17 protein-coding genes and 3 tRNA genes are annotated in these 19,879 nt (G+C 61.9%); 17 read left to right on the top strand and 3 right to left on the bottom strand.

Features of this window, described 5'->3' with window-relative positions:
* Positions 1-58: 58 nt before the first annotated feature.
* The 7 genes from ACZ41G_RS07000 to ACZ41G_RS06970 all read left to right on the top strand — a co-directional run bounded on the left by ACZ41G_RS07000 (position 59) and on the right by ACZ41G_RS06970 (position 10,925).
* Positions 59-2,041, top strand: coding sequence for an isopeptide-forming domain-containing fimbrial protein (locus ACZ41G_RS07000; protein ID WP_464145076.1), 1,983 nt, complete (start codon positions 59-61; stop codon positions 2,039-2,041).
* A gap of 294 nt (positions 2,042-2,335) precedes the next feature.
* A complete protein-coding gene (locus tag ACZ41G_RS06995; protein ID WP_464145075.1) occupies positions 2,336-3,454 on the top strand; it encodes a class C sortase in 1,119 nt (372 codons plus the stop codon).
* 231 nt (positions 3,455-3,685) lie between these two features.
* Positions 3,686-4,207, top strand: a complete 522-nt coding sequence (gene rplJ / locus ACZ41G_RS06990) for a 50S ribosomal protein L10 (protein ID WP_015451002.1) — start codon at positions 3,686-3,688, stop codon at positions 4,205-4,207.
* Positions 4,208-4,319: 112 nt separating this feature from the next.
* A complete protein-coding gene (gene rplL / locus ACZ41G_RS06985; RefSeq protein WP_015451001.1) occupies positions 4,320-4,703 on the top strand; it encodes a 50S ribosomal protein L7/L12 in 384 nt (127 codons plus the stop codon).
* A 356-nt stretch (positions 4,704-5,059) separates the two neighbouring features.
* On the top strand, positions 5,060-7,099 hold the full coding sequence (locus ACZ41G_RS06980) for an FHA domain-containing protein (RefSeq protein ID WP_464145073.1): 2,040 nt from the start codon (positions 5,060-5,062) through the stop codon (positions 7,097-7,099).
* Positions 7,100-7,106: 7 nt separating this feature from the next.
* Complete coding sequence (locus ACZ41G_RS06975) at positions 7,107-10,721, top strand: helicase (protein ID WP_464145071.1); 3,615 nt, start codon at positions 7,107-7,109, stop codon at positions 10,719-10,721.
* The gene (locus ACZ41G_RS06970) at positions 10,722-10,925 is read left to right on the top strand and encodes a hypothetical protein (RefSeq protein WP_015450998.1); all 204 of its coding nucleotides are present in this window, start codon (positions 10,722-10,724) and stop codon (positions 10,923-10,925) included.
* 88 nt (positions 10,926-11,013) lie between these two features.
* On the opposite strand, the gene ACZ41G_RS06965 is transcribed toward ACZ41G_RS06970, so the two are convergent.
* From ACZ41G_RS06965 to ACZ41G_RS06955, 3 genes are all read right to left on the bottom strand, one after another.
* Positions 11,014-11,877 (bottom strand): SAF domain-containing protein, encoded by an 864-nt coding sequence (locus tag ACZ41G_RS06965; RefSeq protein WP_464145069.1) that lies wholly within the window; start codon positions 11,875-11,877, stop codon positions 11,014-11,016.
* A 265-nt stretch (positions 11,878-12,142) separates the two neighbouring features.
* Positions 12,143-12,334 (bottom strand): FmdB family zinc ribbon protein, encoded by a 192-nt coding sequence (locus ACZ41G_RS06960; protein WP_464145067.1) that lies wholly within the window; start codon positions 12,332-12,334, stop codon positions 12,143-12,145.
* A 115-nt stretch (positions 12,335-12,449) separates the two neighbouring features.
* Entirely contained in the window at positions 12,450-13,169 is a 720-nt protein-coding gene (locus ACZ41G_RS06955) for a 5-formyltetrahydrofolate cyclo-ligase (protein ID WP_464145066.1), read from the bottom strand.
* Positions 13,170-13,309: 140 nt separating this feature from the next.
* On the opposite strand from ACZ41G_RS06955, the gene ACZ41G_RS06950 reads away from it, so the two are divergent.
* The 10 genes from ACZ41G_RS06950 (at position 13,310) to ACZ41G_RS06905 (ending at position 19,842) form a co-directional block, all read left to right on the top strand.
* On the top strand, positions 13,310-13,987 hold the full coding sequence (locus ACZ41G_RS06950; protein WP_044098532.1) for a GNAT family N-acetyltransferase: 678 nt from the start codon (positions 13,310-13,312) through the stop codon (positions 13,985-13,987).
* Between the two features lie 69 nt (positions 13,988-14,056).
* Complete coding sequence (locus tag ACZ41G_RS06945) at positions 14,057-15,499, top strand: hypothetical protein (protein ID WP_464145065.1); 1,443 nt, start codon at positions 14,057-14,059, stop codon at positions 15,497-15,499.
* A 186-nt stretch (positions 15,500-15,685) separates the two neighbouring features.
* Positions 15,686-15,979 (top strand): co-chaperone GroES, encoded by a 294-nt coding sequence (gene groES, locus ACZ41G_RS06940; RefSeq protein ID WP_015450992.1) that lies wholly within the window; start codon positions 15,686-15,688, stop codon positions 15,977-15,979.
* Positions 15,980-16,140: 161 nt separating this feature from the next.
* Positions 16,141-17,100, top strand: coding sequence for an AAA family ATPase (locus ACZ41G_RS06935; protein ID WP_464145063.1), 960 nt, complete (start codon positions 16,141-16,143; stop codon positions 17,098-17,100).
* 5 nt (positions 17,101-17,105) lie between these two features.
* Positions 17,106-17,381, top strand: a complete 276-nt coding sequence (locus tag ACZ41G_RS06930) for a hypothetical protein (protein ID WP_464145062.1) — start codon at positions 17,106-17,108, stop codon at positions 17,379-17,381.
* A 30-nt stretch (positions 17,382-17,411) separates the two neighbouring features.
* Positions 17,412-18,179 (top strand): DUF58 domain-containing protein, encoded by a 768-nt coding sequence (locus ACZ41G_RS06925; protein ID WP_464145061.1) that lies wholly within the window; start codon positions 17,412-17,414, stop codon positions 18,177-18,179.
* Positions 18,180-18,279: 100 nt separating this feature from the next.
* Positions 18,280-19,359 (top strand): histidinol-phosphate transaminase, encoded by a 1,080-nt coding sequence (locus tag ACZ41G_RS06920; RefSeq protein WP_101452464.1) that lies wholly within the window; start codon positions 18,280-18,282, stop codon positions 19,357-19,359.
* 249 nt (positions 19,360-19,608) lie between these two features.
* Positions 19,609-19,690: transfer RNA gene (locus tag ACZ41G_RS06915), tRNA-Tyr, on the top strand.
* Between the two features lies 1 nt (position 19,691).
* Positions 19,692-19,763: transfer RNA gene (locus ACZ41G_RS06910), tRNA-Thr, on the top strand.
* Between the two features lie 5 nt (positions 19,764-19,768).
* Positions 19,769-19,842: transfer RNA gene (locus tag ACZ41G_RS06905), tRNA-Met, on the top strand.
* The last annotated feature ends 37 nt before the right edge of the window (positions 19,843-19,879 follow it).

Genomic DNA, 19,879 nt, shown 5'->3' with positions numbered 1-19,879 from the left:
CCCGTGAAAAAGGGACCAGATCCTAGTTCCCTATCGAAGAGAAAACCAAGGAGAGATCATGAAAGCTATAAGCTCCTCCATCACGAAGATCGTGGCGCTGATCGCCGCGATGGTCGTGGCGCTCGGCACGTTCGGCCTCACCACCGCCCATGCCGCCGGCTACGACACGAGCACGATCACCAACCCGGCCGATACCGGCACGATTACGATCACCCCTGTCAAGGATGACACGCAGAAGCGCACCTTCAGCGGCTACCGGCTCGCCTGGCTGGAGAACGTGAAGACGGATTCGAACGGCACTGCGCTGGGCTCCTTCACCGTGAAGACCAACCCCAAGTACATGAAGGTTATCAAGGATGTCATGGGCCAGATCACGGACACCGCGAAGAACGCCACATTGCTGGCAGGTTTCCAGGCCGATCCCTCGTATTCCAACAAGGATAAGGGCATCGACAACCCGCTGGGCTATATCGCGGCCACCTACGGTGCAGTGAGCGAGACGGGTTCGCCGTGGGGCGGCGATAAAGGCGATGGCAGCACAGACACTGTTATGCGCCAGTTTGCCGACAAGCTCGCGGAGAAGCTGACGAACGAACAAGGCAAAGCCACGTATCCGGCCGACGACGACAAGATGACCACCGGTGAGAACAACAACGTGCCGCAGGGCCTGTACCTGATCACCGAGACCACGAACCTCGACGATTCCACCGATCGCGCTGTCACCGGCGCGGCCGTGAACTCCGCCCCGATGATTGTGTCGACTACCTACACGCTGACCGATTCCGCCAACATCTCCACGACCATCAACAACGGTGTGGGCAGCATCGACCTCAAGGCCACGAGCCCGACCATCACCAAGGAGGTCACGAACGGCAACGGCAATGACGAGGCCAGCAAGAAGGCCAACCCGGACTTCTCCATCGGCGACGAAGTGGACTACCAGCTGACCGCCACCATCCCGTCCTACACGGGCTATGACATCGATACCACGGGCAAGGATTCCGGCAAGGCCCGCGTGCTCAAGATCTACGATGATGCCGAGCCCGGCCTGACCATCGAGTCCGTGGAATCCGTGTATGTCGATGGCAACAAGCTGACGGAGAATACCGACTACACCGCCAAGATCGAAGCCGGAAAACTCTCCACAAATGACAGCTATAACGGCGGCACCCTGACGACCATCGACCTTGCGAACTACGTGAACATGCGCGCGGGCACGACTTCCGCCAACAACCACACCGTCGCCTCCGGCGGCAAAATCACCGTCAAGGTCAAGGCCACGCTCAACTCCAAGGCCAATGTCTCCGACGCCAAGACCCAGACGCCGAACAAGAACGAGACGATCCTCGGCTACTCGCATATCCCGAACGACGTGACCGACGAGCACAAGCAGCCCGGCGGCGAGGTGTACGTGTACACGTACAAGTTCAAGATCACCAAGAAGAGCTACGACGGCACGCCGCTCCCCGGCGCCCAGTTCGCCATCAAGAATGCCGACGACGACTACCTGGCATGGGACGGCACCAACGCCAAGTGGACCAACCTTGGTAAGAAGAAGCCGACCGCCGCTGCGCAGGCCTCGGCCGCTCCCACGGACCAGTCGGAGTCCAAAGCCAAGGGCATCTTCTACTCGGGTGCCGACGGCACGGTTTCCTTCAACAACGGCCTCAAGGCCGGCACCTACACCATCGAGGAGATCGCCTCCCCGAGCGGATACCTCAACGCCCTGTTGCCGAGCTTCAAGGTGACCATCAAACCGACCTACAGGCAGGACACCTCCACGAAGCCGACCGATGTCACCAGCTGGGGTGACTACGAAATCAACGGGCTGACCATCTCCAACGAGCCTGACGGCAATAATCTCGTCACCGCCTCCGACAACAACGGCGGCAATGTGGATGTGACCAACGTCAAGTCCATCACGCAGCTGCCGAAGACCGGTGCCGCGGGCATCGCGTTCTTCAGCGTCATCGGCGTGGCGATCGTCGCCCTGGCCGCCCTGTTCGCGGTCCGCGCCCGCAAGGCCGCTAAGATGGCCTGAACGCGTATGACGCGGTGACGGCGCGCCCGGCGCCCATGTAGCGCTCCGCGCCATACCGCGCCCCTTGGAGCCCTGCCGCCCCGGATACGGAATCCCGTATCCCCGGCCGCAGGGCTCCTCCCGTTCCTCTCACCGTCGCCAGAGGCATCCGTCGCCGCTGCCGTGCGTGTGAGTGTCGGTGTTCTGCGTCTGCCGACGCTGCCGCCCTCCTCAGCGTCGGTAGAAGGTGGCAGATGATTTGCTTGATGTCACTCGCCGTTACCATACGGTAGGGTGGTAGCGGAAGGAGCGGCAATGCGACACAATCAACACCGCGTACACACCGCGAATCAGCTGCAAGCCACTGACGGCAGCCGCCCGAACCCTCCATCAGCGTCCTCGCCCGCATCATCCTCGGATATGCTCTCCGATACCGCACGGTTCGTCCCCAACCCGAGCACCATGCCCGAACTGTTCGCGCCCGATCATGCCGAACGCATGCGCCGGTTCCGGTCGGCACGCCTGCAGGCGCGAATATTCACAGTGATCGCCATCGTCTGCGCGATCGTCGGATGCTCCATCATCGGGTACCCGTATCTGTTGCAATTCATCGACCACCAGCATCAGGCCCAGCTCGCCGCGCAAGTCGACAAGAACGTGAGCGGATGGCCATACCCGCAAGCCAAGGAAGCGCTTGCCGCGGCTCGCGCCTACAACAGAAAGCTCGCCGCCGAAGGCCAGCCGACCATCGGCGAGGCACAAGACCCGTTCACCACCGACTCCGGCCGTTCCACCACCAACGACGACAACGATTCGATGTCAGCGCAGGACGCCACGTACATGAGCCTGCTCAACGCGTCCAACGACGGCATCATGGGCTCGATCGTCATCCCGAAAATCTCCGTGAACCTGCCCATCTACCATGGCACGAGCGCGAACTCCCTGAACCGCGGGTCCGGTCACCTGTACGGTACGTCGCTGCCGGTCGGCGGCAAGAACACCCATGCCGTGCTCACCGGACATCGTGGCATGGTCAACGCGCTGATGTTCACCCGTATCGACGAGCTCAACAAGGGCGACGACTTCTACGTCAAGGTTATGGGGAAGACGCTCGCTTACCAGGTGGACTCGATCACCGTGATCCTGCCGACCGAAGGCGACCGGTATCTGCGCATCAGACCCGGCGAGGATAGGGTCACGCTCATGACCTGCACGCCGTACGGCGTCAACACGCATCGCCTGCTGGTTTCCGGGCATCGAGTGCGGATGCCGGTTCCGGCGCCATACCCGCAGGATGCGCGCGGAGATGCCCGAGTTCTGGCGGTGATCGTCGGATTCGTGGCACTTGCCGTGACCTTGGCCGGCTGGACGGTGCTGCACCGCAACAACCGCTGGATGCCCATCCAACACACCACCAACCGCCACGGCTACTGACCCGACACGCCGGCGTCCCGCTAGTCCGCATCATCGCGTATAGTAACGGTTTGTAAACCACAGACCGTTGGTGTGACCGCAAGGTCGCCGAAATTGGTTCGCCAAGCCATCGCAGGTTGAACAGAAAGCCGCTGAAGCGGCGAGTGTGCTCTGCCTGTGTGCAGGGCTTTTTTATTGCCCGGTTTGGTGGGTCGGTTCCGAACGTCAACGGTTGACTTAGGAAGGAACGCCATGAAGAGGCCCGAAAAGGAAGCGGTGATCGCCGAGCTTACGGACAAATTCCGTAACGCTGACGCGATTTACCTGACCGAGTACCGCGGGCTTACCGTTCCGCAGATCTCTGAGCTGCGCGAAAAGCTAGGCCGCGATACTTCCTACGCTGTGGCTAAGAACACGCTGGCTCGCATCGCCGCAAAGGAAGCCGGTATCGAGGGGCTCGATGAGCTGCTCGCCGGCCCGACCGCCATCACCTTCGTGAATGGCGACGCCATTGCCGGTGCGAAGGTCCTGCGTGACTTCGCCAAGAAGAACAAGGCTCTTATCGTCAAGGGCGGTTTCTACGACGGAACCGTGTACGACGCCGAGGGCACAAAGCAGCTGGCAGACCTCAAGTCTCGTCCGGAACTGCTTTCCGAGATGGCCGGCGCAATCAAGGGCACCATGTCCAAGGCTGCGTACCTGTTCACCGCACTGCCGACCAAGGCCGTGCGCACCATCGACGCTCTGCGCGAGAAGCAGGAAAAGGCTGCCTGATTTCGCGCGGGCTCGCCCGTTACGATATCGGTATCTCAACAACAAAAAAACATGTAGGCCGCGGGACACCAACCCAAAACCAACCCGCTGCCATGATTGAAAGGAAGCCATTATGGCTAAGCTCAGCAATGAAGAGCTCCTGGATGCGTTCAAGGAAATGACCCTCGTCGAGCTCTCTGAGTTCGTGAAGGCCTTCGAGGATGAGTTCGACGTCAAGGCTGCCGCTCCGGCCGCTGCTGTCGTCGCTGCCGCTCCGGCTGCTGGCGATTCCGCTGAGGAAGAGAAGACCGAGTTCGACGTCGTCCTGACTTCCGCTGGCGACAAGAAGATCCAGGTCATCAAGGCTGTCAAGGCCATCACCAACCTCGGCCTGGCTGACGCCAAGAAGCTCGTGGACGAGGCTCCGAAGCCGGTTCTCGAGAAGGCCAAGAAGGAAGATGCCGAGAAGGCCAAGAAGCAGCTCGAAGAGGCTGGCGCTACCGTCGAGCTCAAGTAATGATCGCGGCTTGAGCCGCACCATTTCGCTTGAGTTTTTTGAGCGTAACGACCCCGTATCGTCCATTGGGCGGTCGGGGTCGTTTTTGTTGTGTCTTGGGTGTTGCATCCACCGGAATCGCATCTGGCGGAATCACACCGCGCGGTCCCCGTCCACCCCTCTCAAACTGTCTACACTGGGTGGGTTGTCAGCGTAGACAGTTTGTGGGTGATCGCAACCTGATGGCGTCCGCAAACGACACGTCATTGCGTGGAACTTGTCAATACATTCCAAGGCTATGAGCGATAATAGGGAGAACATGGCACAATGGCAGGTAGTGTGCAATTGCGCGTACCAGGCGAAAGGAAGGCCGCAAGGTGACTGAGCAGCGATCCGGGCAGCAGTGGATCATCAAGGTCAATGGCGCCGAACAAACGGATGTAAAGCCGGGGGAGAGCATTGAAATCGGCCGTAAACCGTTGCGCCCGCTTGCCGATGACGGCAATCGAAGGCTTGAAGTCCCCGACAGCGAACGCTCCATGTCCAAACGCCATGCCTTGTTCACGGTGCATGAGGACGGTTCCGCGGATGTGCGTGATCTCAACTCCACGAACGGTTCGTATATGATCCGCGAGAACGGCGAACTGACGCGGCTGCAGCCCGGTGTGGAATGCGAGCTGAAATATTCGCCGATTCGCCTGCAATTCGGTGATATTCCCGTCGATTTCATCCGTGTGGACGCACAGGAGCGGGTCGAGCCCAAGGTGACGGACCTGTTCTCCTATGCCCCTGATGACGCGAAGCAGGAGCCCGATCCATCCGATATGTCCGTGGACGACATCCTCAATCTGCGCGCCGGTGAGCCGACTGCGATGTTCAGTTCGCAGAATGTCGCCGACCGCCTGCGTGAGTTGCGCGACGCCTCGCTGCATGTGCCGAAGCTCGCTGGCACAGAGCCGGAGCAGCCCGTGGACGAGAACGTGTCGGATAATCAACGGCAGGCCCAACCGGGGCAAGAAACAGCGCAAGAGCAAGCGTCCCCCGCCGGGCATACGGTTGCCGGTGCGGATGCCGGTCAGCGCGATTCCGTCTCTCGCCAGTCCGCCTCCGGTGCGATGCCTGTGCAGCGCGGGACTTCGCCGGCGCGTGCGTTCGGTGCGCAGCCCATCCTGCCTGATCCCGTGGTCACCGTCACCCAGCAACGTCAGTTCGCCGAACAGCATCCGCTCGAAGAGCTGCCGTTGACCGTGCAGCCGGGAGGCATGAACGAGCCCGGACCGCGTGATCTGTTCGCCGATGCCGAGAAACGCAGCAAGCAGGAAAATCAAGCCAAGCAGCAGCCGTCTGAGTCGGATGCCGGTTCGTCGGCATCAGGTCAGGACAGGGCTGAGGCTGTCGGCGGCCAGCATCAGGCCGAAAGCGAGACCACCCAAGGCGATTCTGCCGGCAACATGCCCTCCGACATCGCCAATGGTGGCTCTGTTGCACCCGAGCAGAGCGAAGCCCTCGCCTCGAACCCGTCAAAGCCGGACGTGGTGTCGGTGCATGATTTGTTCAGCGCACAGCGAATCCATGAGGTACAGGCGGCGCGTGCCGCGAGCGACCGCGATACACAGCGCCAGCCGGTCAATGCGCAACAACCGACCACTGAGGGTCAGCAGGCCAATCAATCAGCCGATGAATCTTTGGCTGATCAGTCCCCGGCCCATGAATCCCCGGCATCTGCCGTACAAGCCCCTGAAGAGCAGATTGCGCAAGCCGGTCCTGATCCCGTGGTGGCGCAACAGCCTGCTCAGGCAGTGCAACAGCCTATTCAACAGGCGCCGCGTGTGACCTTCACACCGATGGAAGCTTCCGCTTCGCAGACATCTGCAGCTGTGCAAGGCGTTCCAACTGCCCAGTATGCTCCAGCCGCGCAAGGCTCACAAGCTGCCCAGCCCGCGCAGGCCGTTCCGGTCATGCAGGCTACGCAACCCGTTCAATCCGCACCGCAGCAGGCATCGCAGACCGCTGAGTCGCAGGATTACAGCCGTTTCGCTCGTCCCGCCGCAGGGCAGCCCGCAGCCCAGCAGCCGGGTATGCAACAGCCGCAGGTATCTGCCGATCCGCAACAGAACTTCAAGCCGGTATTCGAGCCGGGGTCGGTGTTCGAGCGTGTCTCCCGCGGCGATTTCGACAAGCAGGAGCAGATGGTGCAGGTCGGCGGATACACCTCGCAGCAGGCGAAGACCACCAGTGATTACACCGTCCAGTTCCAGATCGCGCGGCACGCCCAACTGTTGCCGTTCCTTGCGATGAACCCCTCGCTGTACGATGACCTGTACACGTGGCTTGCGGCGCAGGGCAACGCCGATGTCGACGCGGCGCTTTCGCGCAATCAGGGCTATCAGGAATACCGCAAAGCGGTAGGGAAGTGAGTCGAAGGTGAGTGAATCCATCCAGTCTGAGGAAGCACTCAGGCGTATGCGTCATTGGCGTGACGACTATCGCAACGCCTTGGCGCCGTCTCCGCTTGAGGATATCAGCCAGCTGTCGGCGCAGCTTGATTTGACGCACGCGCATCCTTCAGGTATCGCCCAGCTGTTCGCCAGCGGCAAGGCGCCGCTTGATTCCCTGTTCCGTGACGCCGGCATGCTCCGGGCTGCCGGACGTCGTCTGGAACGCGTCTACGAGGACCAGACCACGAAAAGCCGGCTCAGCGGAGTCGCCGAACTGTCCATGGTCGTTGGCGTGGCAACATGGTCCGGAAAATCCGTCCCGGTGCTGCTGTATCCGGTCGATGTGACGCGCAAGCCGGGCGGCGGCGAAACCGACGCAACCATCAGCTTCACGGGTCGCGGCCGGCTCAACCCCTCGTTCGTGACCGCCCTGCATGATCAAGGCGTCAACCTCGACGAAGACGAGCTGTTCGACGGCTCCAACTACCCCAACGGCACCCCGGAGACTTCCGCAGTGTTCGCCGCGATTGAACGGCGGGCCCGCAAGGCGTTCACCGATTTCAACATCGATCGGTACATCATCGTCGGCTGCTTCATGGATCCGAGCGCGCAGATTCTGCTGGAAAGCCAGCGGATCATCGACGCTTTGCGCCATGGGGCCAGCGGCAACACCATTCTTGACGCGCTTGCCGGCCTGCCTCAGGCGCTTCACGACATCGAAGCCGATAAAATCCCCGAATTCAGCCCGTTCGACGGCGATCCGCATGCCGAATTCGAAATAGGCGATGTGGACAACACCGTGCGGTATGCGGCCAATCTCGCCGCAGCCGGGCATTCCATCATCGTGGATAGCGAGGTCGGCAGCGGCACTGCCGCCCAAGCCGCGGCCATCGCCTCGCGGTGCGTAATGAACGGCAAATCCGTGCTCTACGTCCCATGCGTGGCCGAGCAGAAGCGCCGCTTCACCCGGCTTATGGGCGCCAACAGCATGGGCGATATGGTTCTTGACATCGCCGACGAGCAGGGAAACACCGCCATCGACAAGCAGCTGATCGCCGCGGTGGGCTACCGCGCAGGCAACGCGGCAAGCCGTTTCGACCAGCTGTCCGACGAGCTGGTGGGCGTGCGCTCGCGGTTGACCCGGTATCTGGGCGACCTGCACGGCGTCAACGAGCGTTGGGGTGTCTCGGCATACCAGACCATCCAGAACCTCGCGAGCATCGCGACATTGCCGACCCACCCGGCGACCCACGTGCGGCTGAGTCAATCCGCCGCTCGCACCCTCAACGGGCATATGGACGAGTGGGCGCACAAGCTCACCACCGCCGGCGAACTCGGCGAATTCACGATCGGCCCGGACGATACCGCTTGGTATCAGGCGTCCTTGACAACCGAAGACCAGGCTGTCGACGCGTATCAGCGGGTTGTCGACGTCATGCAGAAACTGCTGCCCGCCACCCGCGAGCAAGTGGCGACCACCGTGCAGACCTGCGGATTCCCTGTGCCTACGACAGCGCAGGAGTGGGGACGTCAGGTGACGGTGTTGAAGAATCTGCGCCGCGTGCTTGACGTGTTCCAGCCGGAGATCTTCGAACGCGACATCGACGCGATGATTGAGGCGAGCAAATCCAAGCAGCAACGCAAGGCCGAAGGCTCCGATCTGGGCTTCTGGGAACGTCGCCGCCTCGTCAAGGAAGCCAAGAGCCTGCTGCGTGTCGGCGCCCAGGTTGAGAACTTGCATGACGCACTTGTCGTGGTTGCCAAGCAATCCGAGCAATGGCATCTGTTCGTGCCTCACGGCGGCTGGCCGGTGCTCCCGCCGAAGCTGGACACGATTCTGGAAACCCAGGACGCTCTGATGCGCGACATCACTTCCCTCGATGCGGTGCTGGCCACCACGCCGAAGGGCGGCAACCTGGAATCGCTTGATTTCAACACGCTTGAGGAACGGCTCAAGGCGCTGTACAACGACCACATGGCATTGGACACCCTGCCCGGCCGGTGCCGTCTCGAACAGGACTTCCGCTCCGTCGGGTTGGATGAGCTGGTCGACGATTTGCGGGCGCGCCACGTTCCCGTGGAAGCGGTTGAAGGCGAGCTTCAGCTGTCGTGGTGGACGACCGTGTTCGAGGACATCGTCAAGGAATCCGCCATCATCTCGAATCAGGACGGGTCCGCGCTGCAGACGGCCGCCGACCGGTTCGCACAGGTCGATACCGAGCATGTGCGCTCGATCGGCCCGATGATTCATCAGGAATCCATCCGCAAGCTGTGCGATCTGCTGTTCTCGAAAACGCAGGAGGCAAACCAGCTGCACACTGTGCTCGCGGGCGGGCAGAGCACCCCGTTCAACCGTGTGCTACACGACCACCCGCAGATTATGACGCTCGCCAAGCCGGTGCTTATGGGTACGCCGTCCACACTCGCGGCGCTGACCGATCCCGTCCCGCTCGCCGATGTGGTGATTATCGACGCCGCAGCTCATCTGCCGGCGATCGAACTGCTCACCATCGTCTGCCGCGCCCGTCAGGTGGTGCTCATCGCGCATTGTGCAACAGTAACTTCCCCGAGCGTGAAAGCCTTGATCGGCATCCTGCCGCATGTTTCGGTACGCTCCCGCCTGACGCGGCGTTCCCCGCAGCTGTCGGTATTCCTGCGCAAGGAAGGCTACGGCGAGATTCGTCATGCCGCGCCGACGGAAGGCATGCAGGGCACGGTTCGACTGCACCGGATCGAAGGCACGGGCGTACCGGTCATCTCTTCCGGACTCGTAGAAAGCAGCCAGCAGGAGATTTCCACGGTCACTAAGCTGATTTGCGACCGTGCCGGGTCATTCACCGTGGTGCCCGTCGACTACATGCTCACCGTCGTGACGCTGACTGAAACGTTCCGTTCCCGTTTGGGCGCAGAACTCAAGTCCTTGGCGACCAAGGACAAGGCGATGGGGCGGTTCCTCAGGCATGTCCGGCTGATTGGCATCGACGAAGTCGCCGGGGCACAAACCACAGACGCCATCGTTTCGATGTGCTATGCGAAAACCACGCACGGCAGGCTGTTGCAGCAGTTCGGCCCGCTTGAAGGCAACGGTGGCAAGGGCATGCTGCTTGACGCCGTTGCACTCGCCGACCGCAATCTTGATATCGTCTCCTCCTTCGGTCCTGAGGATCTAGATGATGAGCGTCTTCACCAGCCTGGCCCGCAGCTGCTCAAGCGGTTGTTGCAGTGGGCGGAAACGCTGGATTCCAGTGCGCTGCGTCCGCAGCCTGCGTCGGCCGGTGACAATGTCCTGTTCAACGATTTGGCGGACCGTATTCGCGCCCGCGGGCTGGACGTTGCCGTGGATTACGGCTTCTCCGATGGCATGCGCATTCCGCTGGTCATCGGCGTCAAAGGCAAGCCATACGCGCTGGCAGTGCTCACCGATGACGCCCAGTTCATGGGCATCCAGTCCACGCGTACCCGCCACCGCCTGCTTCCGCAGGAGTTGGCTCAGCTTGGGTGGTCGGTGATGACGGTATGGAGCGTCGCCGCATTCGTCAACCCCGATAAGGAGGTTGACCGCATGGTCGCCCGTATCGGCACGCTGTACCGGGAGGCGTGAATGCCTTCGTATGATGCGCACCGTCGCACGCCTCGCCGTCATCATCGTGTCACGATGAAGGGCACTGAACGCTTCGATGCTGATGGCGTCAAGTTGGAGCCTTCTGACGTGCAGACGCGCGAACAGCGCGATGCCGACGACGATCAGCGTATTCTCGGCGAATTGCCGCCGCACTGGGCCGTGTTCAACGAGCGCGGCCGGTAATCCGCCGATTCGCCGGCTGCATCGCCGGGTTTCACGCGCGCCTGGGAGTTGCCGCTTGGGCGCTGCCTTGGGTGCTGTGTGTCGGTTGTCACTGAGCGCCCTGATCCGAAGCCGATTGCGCAGCCCGTCGCGCTGCGATGACCGGCAGGCCATCCGGCAAGCGCATAAGCGCGAGCGCCTCTTCGGGACGCATGGCGATGGCCGTCTTGCTGTCGGTGCCGGGCGTGACGCCGTCCGAAGAGTCCGAAGGGACGGTGATGACGGTGGCTTCTTGTGCAATCACACACGGTTGGCCGGGCTGGCTGTCAGTTCCCGCTGACGCATCCGCGGGCGGATACTCCTCGGGGGTTTGCGAAGGTGCTTGAATTTGCGGTTGTTGGGCTTGTGGCTGTTGGGCTTGCTGCCCGTCGTCGGTTCCGGCGTTTTCTGCAGTCGAAGATGAAGCCGAATACCCAATCGCATCGCAGGATTGGCCGACAATCAGGTCGACCGTATCGCCCGCAACCATACTGTCGGGTTGACTGGCCAGCGGTGTTTCGATGACCGTGGAACCTTCCGGTGGTATAGGACGGCCGCGGATATGCGATGCCAGAATGAGTGTGCCGGCTGGCATATCGACGAGCGCGATTGACGATTCAACCTGAGCTGGTGTCGCCGGAGCCTGGGCGAACGAGGCATGCGCGGGCACGCTGGTGGTAGCCAGTTGCGTGGCGTGAAGCCGTTCCCCGCGGCTGACGTGTGCGGTGGTGACGAGCATCGGCTGGGTGCGCACCGTCGCCATCACACATTGGAGCACGCTGAACATTGCCAGCCCTGCGAGTAGTGCGCTCGTCAGTCGTCGCGTCCGGGCAATCAACCGCCGTCGGGCAAGACTCATCCCGCGTCGGTGTTTGCGTTTGGTGGCGTCGGATTTGACGGAGGCGGCTGCGAATGTGGTCTGTGATGATTCCATGTCACCATCCGACCATGTCCAGACGCGGCTACGCAACCGTCACCGGAGAATGTGGTCAAAAGTCGCGGATTATTGATTACTCCGTCTGATGGCGTCTGGATTTCGGCTCGTCATCGCCTCCACTGATGCCGGCGCGGAAACCACGTCCGCCTGAGCCGCTGCGCCTGCCGGTATCGTCGGATACGGCAACGCCCCCGCTGGATTGTCCGCGGGGGCGCCACATGATTGATTTCGCCGGAACCTGACGGTTCAGGACTCAAGGCGGTTACTTCGATGAGCTGCCGCTGTCGGTGCGGTAGAAGCCACTGCCCTTGAACTCAATGGACGGCGCGGCATAGACCTTGCGCACACGTTCCAGTCCGCACTGCGGGCATACGGTGATCGGGGCGTCGCTGAATGACTGCTGTTCGGTGAAATCATAGCCACAGTTCTTGCAACGGTAATGATAGGTTGGCACGGTGTTCCCTCCACGAGAATCGAAAGGTCGGTACGTTTCGTAATCCGTACATATCCTAGTCGATTCGGTGACACTCATGGTGTTCTCGTATTGCGAACCGGGATAAGCGCGCGAATCAGTCAAATATCGTCAGGCTTTCCGGGGTGAGGATACCGCCGACCGGCACGTCATGTGGGTCGCGCGGCAGGTCGTGCACGTTCGCCTCCCACGGCCAGCACACGCCGATGATGGTGGCCTGGGGGGAGGCCTGCAGCAGCGCACGGTCATACCATCCCGCGCCGCGTCCCAGCCGCAAGCCATGCGAATCGATTGCGAACGCCGGAACAAGAATGAGTTCGGCTTGCCCGAGGCTGTCCGACGCAAGGGCTGGACCTGAGGGTTCGCGTGGACGCAAGCCGCCGGAAGCGCTGCGCGGCATGTCGTGGAGCCGTTCAAGAGCGTCCAGTTCGCTCCATGCACAGACCAGTTCCTTGCTCGATCCGAGTCGGGGGACCAGCACCCGCATCCCTTGGCTGAGCAGGCGTTCGAGCACTCCGTCAATCGGAGGCTCCGTGCCCATAGATACGTACGCGGCGACGGTTGTCCCACGGGCAAGCGGCGAGACCAGCGGTTCGGCTTGACGGGCGAGCGAGGCACGCGCATCGGCAAAGGCTTGGGCGCTCAGCGTTGCTCGACGTTGCAGGGCTTGATGTCTTGCCGCGCGTTTCGCCTGTGCGCGTGCTGCCGTTAGGTTCGCGGTGGGCATTGCGGAGTCCGGCGTCGCATTTGGCCCAGTGGTTGTCGGTATTGCAGCGGTTGTCGCCGCCGATGCGTGGTCGCTCTGTGTGGTGGTCATACCTCACGGATATCACAACGCGTGGAGACGGCGGTTCATCCCCGAATCGTACGAAGAAACGGCATGATGATGTCTCTGGATGATCTCGCACGATGATTTGACACGGTGCTGTGGCGCGACGGTGTGGCACAATGAAACCGATGTCTGTTCTGCAATCATTCCGCGACATCATGCACGGCAGGCCGCCGCGCGAATTCGTGATGCCGAAGTCCCTGACCGCTCCGGCCGATGCCACGCCGATTGAACTGCGGCCTTGCACGCTTGACGATGAGGATGAGCTACAAACCTTGCGCTGGCGTAATCAGGCATGGCTGTCCCCGTGGGATTCCGACGATCCGCTTGGCGGCCCGGGGCTGACCTTCAACCAGTGGGTGTGCGAATTGCGCAGGCGGGAACGCGACGGTTCGGGCGCGCTGTTCCTGATCACGGAACACGGGCGTATTGTCGGGCAGGTGTCGCTGGGTGCCATCACGTATGGCGCGATGCGTACCGGTCTGGTGGGGTATTGGGTTGATGAGGCGGTTGCCGGGCGGGGTATCGCACCGCTTGCGGTCGCCATTGTGGCGGATTGGGCCTTTGATTGCCCGGACGGACCACGGCTGCATCGCATTGAAATCGCGATTATTCCGGACAATCATCGTTCCCGTCGCGTGGCGGAGAAGCTGGGCGCCATCGACGAGGGGGTGCGTCGGCAGTACATGCATGTCAACGGCCGTTGGCGCGATCACGAATCGTATGTGTTGTTCGCACAGGAGCGTCCCTCTGACGGTCTCGCTGCAGCGTTCGCCGCGCGTGGTCAGGTGCCGCCATCTGCCTGATGCGCGGCTGCACGACACGCCCCGGGACTGTGCTGCTATTTTCAGCTTGGTCACCTATTCTAGGTGATTATGGATTATGAAGGTGTCAGCGCTATTGTTGTGCTTGCGGTGCTGATACTTTTCATCGCCGGATGGCTGCCCACAAGGACAGCTGACAGCATGAAGCGGGTGATCAGGCGCCGCCAGGACAAATATTCGCCGTCGCTGCATCTGATTGATGAGCACAGCGGTACGAGGTTTTCGGACGGTCATTCGCCGGTGACGAAAGGGGCTGTGATGCGGCCAGCACAGGCAAAGGGGGCGCGGGTGTCCCATGAGCATATCGCCGAGGTTCGTCGTCTGCGTAGGGCGTCGATCCGCCGTCGTCGCATCATCGCATGTGTGTTGTTGCTGGCTTGCGTTGTCATGGGCGTGCTGTCGTATCTGTTGCATTTCTCCCCGTTCTATGTGCTGATCCCGGCTGGATTCCTGGTATTGACGATTGCTCTGGGAGCGCGGGCGAGCTGCCATGCGCGCGCGTGGGAGACCAAGGTGTCCAAGCTGTTGACGCAGGAGCGTCGTGAGCGCACGCGTTCCGGCAAGCCGCAGACCGCAGCAGCGGAACTTGTCGCGGCAGCCAAGGCCGTCGATGGCGTGTCGGGCAGCGTGCCCGAAGGTATTGAGGCCGGGGAGCATTCCGCCCCGGCGCCAGCCGATCAAGCGCCGGTCGATCAGACACCGGAAGCCCAGGCGGATGCCGTGGAGACTTCGCTGATGGAACAGCAAGAGATTCATCGCGCAGTTGAACAGGGCATTGTCGAACGCGACCGCAGGTTGGCGCGCAGAGCGTCCCGTCAGTCCGTAGCCGCTGAAACTGGTCCGGAAACCGGTTCCCATGACCGCAAGGATGCCGCAGGGCAAGGCGGACAACAGCACGCTGATGCCGGGGCGGTGCGCGATATCCGGGACGATCGCGGAGCGAACGGACGAAATGATGCTGATGCCGCCGCGCAAGCCGGGGCCGACGATACGAACGCGCGTAAAACGCAATCTGCCACACCTGCCGAGCCGGCTACCGCCGAGCATGGCGAATCCGCCGGTCCCGCCGAACCCGGTGCGCGCAAGGAGCAGGCTGAACATTCTGAACAATCTGAACAATCTGAGCCTGCCGACCAGACGCGTGAACTCAGCCAAGTGAGTCCTGCATCTTCGCTGGACGTGTTCGATATGGCTGCCGGTCGTCATCAGGACCTCATCTCCTTCTCGTGGGGCGCACCGCGCAACATCGAAGAACATGCGGAACAGGATGCCCCGGAAAGCTTGGAAATCAAGTCAACCCGGCAAGTCGCCAAAGCGGTTCCGGCCAAGGAACACGCGCAAGAGCGCACACAGGGCAAGCACGGCGACACGCCGGTGAACAACGCGGAATCCTTCCATCATGCCGAATCGAACGCGCATGTGGATGTGCCCGAGGAAACGACCGATTCGTTGGGTCACGATTTGCGCGCCGTGCTGCAGCGCCGCTCTTCTTGACTCCTGTAATCGTTGTGATTCCTAGGGTTTCACTCTCAGCGTTAGCACTCGAGTTGGCAGAGTGCTAACAACGCGCTACGATGAGGTGTAGCGCAAAGGGACGGCGCCGATAGTGATCGTCAGCCTCTTGAAAGCGATGTCCTGGCGCGGGAAGTATCGATTTCTCTTAGAAAGAGGAGGTCCACAGTGTCGATCTCACTCACACCGTTGGAAGACAAGATCATTGTCAAGCAGGCGGAAGCCGAAACCAAGACCGCTTCGGGCCTGTTCATCCCGGACAACGCCAAGGAGAAGCCGCAGCAGGGTGAAGTTCTGGCTGTCGGCCCCGGCCGTCGCGACGACAAGGGCGAGCGCATCCCGATGGATGTCAAGGTCGGCGATAAGGTGCTGTACTCCAAGTACGGCGGCACCGAAGTGCACTATCAGGGCGAGGATTATCTGATCGTCTCCGCCCGCGACGTGCTCGCGATCCTGAACTGACGTTCCGCGTCTTGTAAGGCCTCGGCTTATGCCGGGGCCTTTTTGTTTGCCCTGCCAGATCCGACGCGACACGCGGCGTGGACCGGGCGGTAAGATGACTTTGGTCGTGCGTTCTGACACGACATCTGCTACGAGGCAGGGGACAGCATATGGTCACTTCGATGGGAACCTCACAGGCGCGGGACGTGCTGCATGCCGTGGCCGACGCGTTGAACGCGGTGCTTGTATGTCCGCGCGAGACGGTGGAAACGACGGTTCTGACCTTCGCCGCCGGCGGTCACGTGCTGCTCGAAGATGTTCCGGGAGTCGGTAAAACCACGTTGGCGAGGGCTCTGGCTACGGCAATCGGCGGGACGGTACGGCGGATCCAGTTCACTCCGGATTTGCTGCCGGGCGATTTGCTCGGCATGAACGTGTATTCGCGCGCCACAGAGTCCTTTGCGTTCCATCCTGGCCCGATTTTCGCCAATATCGTGATCGCCGACGAAATCAACCGTGCCGATCCGAAAGTGCAGTCCGCACTGTTGGAGGCGATGGGCGAGGGGCAGGTGTCTGTGGACGGGCAGACGCATCATCTGGAGCAGCCGTTCATCGTTGTCGCCACGCAGAACCCGATTGAACTTGAAGGAACCTATCCGCTGCCTGAGGCACAACTCGACCGGTTCATGATCCGCATGGGCTTCGGATACCCGGTTGCCGGGACGGAGGAGCGGATGGTGATGTCGGATCATGCGTCCAGACCGCTTGAAGGATTGCATCGTGTCGCGGAAGTCGACCAGATGCAGGCGATACGCGATACCTGCGCCGTGGTGAAGATTTCGCAGCCGGTGGCCCATTATCTGGTGTCATTGACGGCCGCCACCCGCACGATGGAGGGCGTATCCTACGGCGTGTCGCCTCGTGGCAGTCTGCAGCTCGCCGCTCTGTCCCGGGCGAAGGCGCTGTATGAGGGCAGGGATTTCGTACTTCCTGACGATGTGCGTTGGGCGGCGCCGTTCGCGTTGCCGCACCGGTTGGTGCTGGAGAACGCCGGATACGGTACCGCACCGACCGGTCTGGCGCGCCAGCTGGTGGAATCGCTGATTGAGCGCACCCCGGTCCCGCGGACGTCTGACAGGTGAATCATATGACCGACGAATCGTCAGCTGGCGGCAAGCCCGCCCGCCACGCATCCAGCCAAGCTCGCTTGCGCAGGGCGGGGGTGCCGTGGAGAATGCGCCGCGGGTGCGTCCGCCCGGGTGCCGCGGGGCTGGTGGCCGGTCTGGCGATTGTGGCGTTGTGGCTTGCCGCGTTGACCTTCGACGCCCGTGTGCTGGTAGCCGCAGCCATCGCGTGGACAGCGGTGTGGCTGATGTCCGGGTGCTGGGGTGTTGTGCAATCGGTTGCGGTACGGCGTATTTAGCCTGGACGGCCGGTCGGGCCGGATACAGCCGTGGACACGGCCGCGGGAACGGAACGGATTCTCCGCTGGCGTCGGCTCTGCCATGCGGTGATGCTGCCGCGTGATATCCGCACCGTCGGCACGTACATCCGGCTCAATCCGGAGGAGTATGTCGGCGGTGTCCCCGATCAGCGTGGATGGTATCGGCGTGTCGGCATGGTATTGTCGTGGCGCGAACCGCTCGGTCTGTTTGTTGTGCGTACGGTCATCCCCGATGATGCGGAACTGGTGATTCTTCCTGAACCGGGGCCCGTCAACGTGACTGCCGGCGAACCTGCACCAGGTGCGCGTGGCGGGGGACGGGCGACCTTCGGATTCGCGGGCTTGCGTGAATACGAGCCCGGCGACCCCGTGCGCGGCATCGCGTGGAAACGCAGCGCCAGCGCGGGCCGTCTCGTGGTCAAACGCGTCCCGCGCAGCATGGTGCATGCGGTCATGCTCGTATGCGATATGGCCTCCTGTACTACCGACGCCCAGGCTGATGCCGTCGCCTACGCCGCGATGAGCCGGTATGCCGGTCTGTGTGCCGGCTTGGAACGGCACGGCGGCAAGCTGATTGTCACTGACGGACAGGCAGTCGCCGCATCCTCAGGCCAGGCCATGCGGCTTATTGCCTCGTTGCATGCCGGTCGGGCCGCCGCGTGCGTATTCGGGCACGGTGATGTTCCAGCGCCGTCGCTCAAGGATGCCGCCGATGTGCGCGCAGCTGTGGAAGGCCGCTGCCGGTTCATGCCCATGTCGCTGTTCCGTCGGCGGTGAAGACGTCTGAAGCGACACGCCGCGGGGCTGATGTCCGCATGGTGACCTTCCGGCGGGTATGTTACGGGGAGATTGACGCCGCCGCGTATAGGATTGAGTCATGGCATACCTACATCGTGCAATCATTGATACCATTCCCAGCTACAAGCAAGGCAAGCCCGCACCGAAGACGCCGGGTCTGACCGCGTACAAGATCTCCAGCAACGAGAATCCGTACGAGCCGCTTGCCAGCGTTAAGCAGGCCATCGTCGACAAGGCCGTCGGCCGCATGAACCGTTACCCGGACATGCGCGGGACAGCGGTTGTGGAGCGTTTGGCCGACCAGTTCGGCGTCAAACCGGAGAATGTCGTTCTGGGCTGCGGATCCACCGAAGTCATCACCCAGCTGGTCAATCTGGTCGCCGGCCCTGGAGACGAAGTCGTCTACCCGTGGCGCAGTTTCGAAGCCTACCCGATTATCGTGGCGAACGCGGGCGCGACCAGCGTGAAAGTACCGAACCGTCCCGACGGCAGCCATGACATCGATGCGATGATCGCCGCCATCAACGAGCGCACGCGCCTGATTATCGTCAACAATCCGAACAACCCGACCTCCACATCCTTGTCCGATGCGGATGCGCGCAAGCTCATGGCCGCCGTGCCCAAGGACGTGCTGGTTCTGTTTGACGAGGCGTATATCCAGTTCAATACCGCCGCCGACACGAATGTCGCGATGGACCTGTTCCGCGAATACCCGAATATCGTGGTTGCGCAGACCTTCTCCAAGGCGTACGGGCTTGCGGGTCTGCGCATCGGCTATGGCATCGCCCCGGCCGATGTGATCGACGGCATGCGCAAGGTGGCCATTCCTTTCGGTGTCACGGAGATCGCCCAGACCGCGGCGCTCGCGTCCATGGACGCCTATGACGAGCTGGACGAGCGTGTCAAGGCGCTGGTTGCGGAACGTGCGCGTGTGGTCGCGGCCTTGCGTGCTCAGGGATGGGAGTTCCCTGAACCGTACGCGAACTTCTTCTGGCTGCCGATCGGTGAGCGTACTGACGAGGCGGCGGAACACTTCGTCAAGGCGGCGTTGTCCGTGCGCGTGTTCAGCGGCGAGGGCATCCGTATCTCGATTGGTGAGCGTGAGGCGAACGACCGGGTGATCAGCGTCTGCGCCGACCTCAAGCGGCTTGGATTCTGATCGGCGGACGCGCTGCGGCGGTGTTTCGGACGTGCCGTGGTTGCGCTTGGGCTGCTGGCGGCTGTGTTGTCGTCGTGCGGGTCTGATGCGCGGGCTGTGCGGGCCTGGTGTGCGGCCACGGCGTGTCGCCTGAAATACCGCCGATTTGGCGGGGCGATTTCCGGCTTGCGACACGCCTGATTTGCATTTGTCCCGCAAAAATGCCATTATAGCCAAGTTGCCGGTTGCGGCTAGGTCGCTTGCGGCAAGGGCTGGTTTCCCAAGCGGTCAAAGGGACCTGACTGTAAATCAGGCGCTTCGTGCTTCAATGGTTCGAATCCATTACCAGCCACGCCTCGATAGCTCAGTGGTAGAGCACTTCCTTGGTAAGGAAGAGGTCGTGAGTCCAATTCTCACTCGAGGCTCTCATGGCGGGGTAGCTCAGCTGGCTAGAGCGTACGACTCATAATCGTAAGGTCAAGAGTTCGAGTCTCTTCCTCGCTACAAAGGCCGGCGGCACCGCCGGTAAGCAATCGACCAC

It is taken from the genome of Bifidobacterium porcinum, from assembly GCF_055378475.1.
This window is presented reverse-complemented; position numbering and strand designations above follow the sequence as displayed.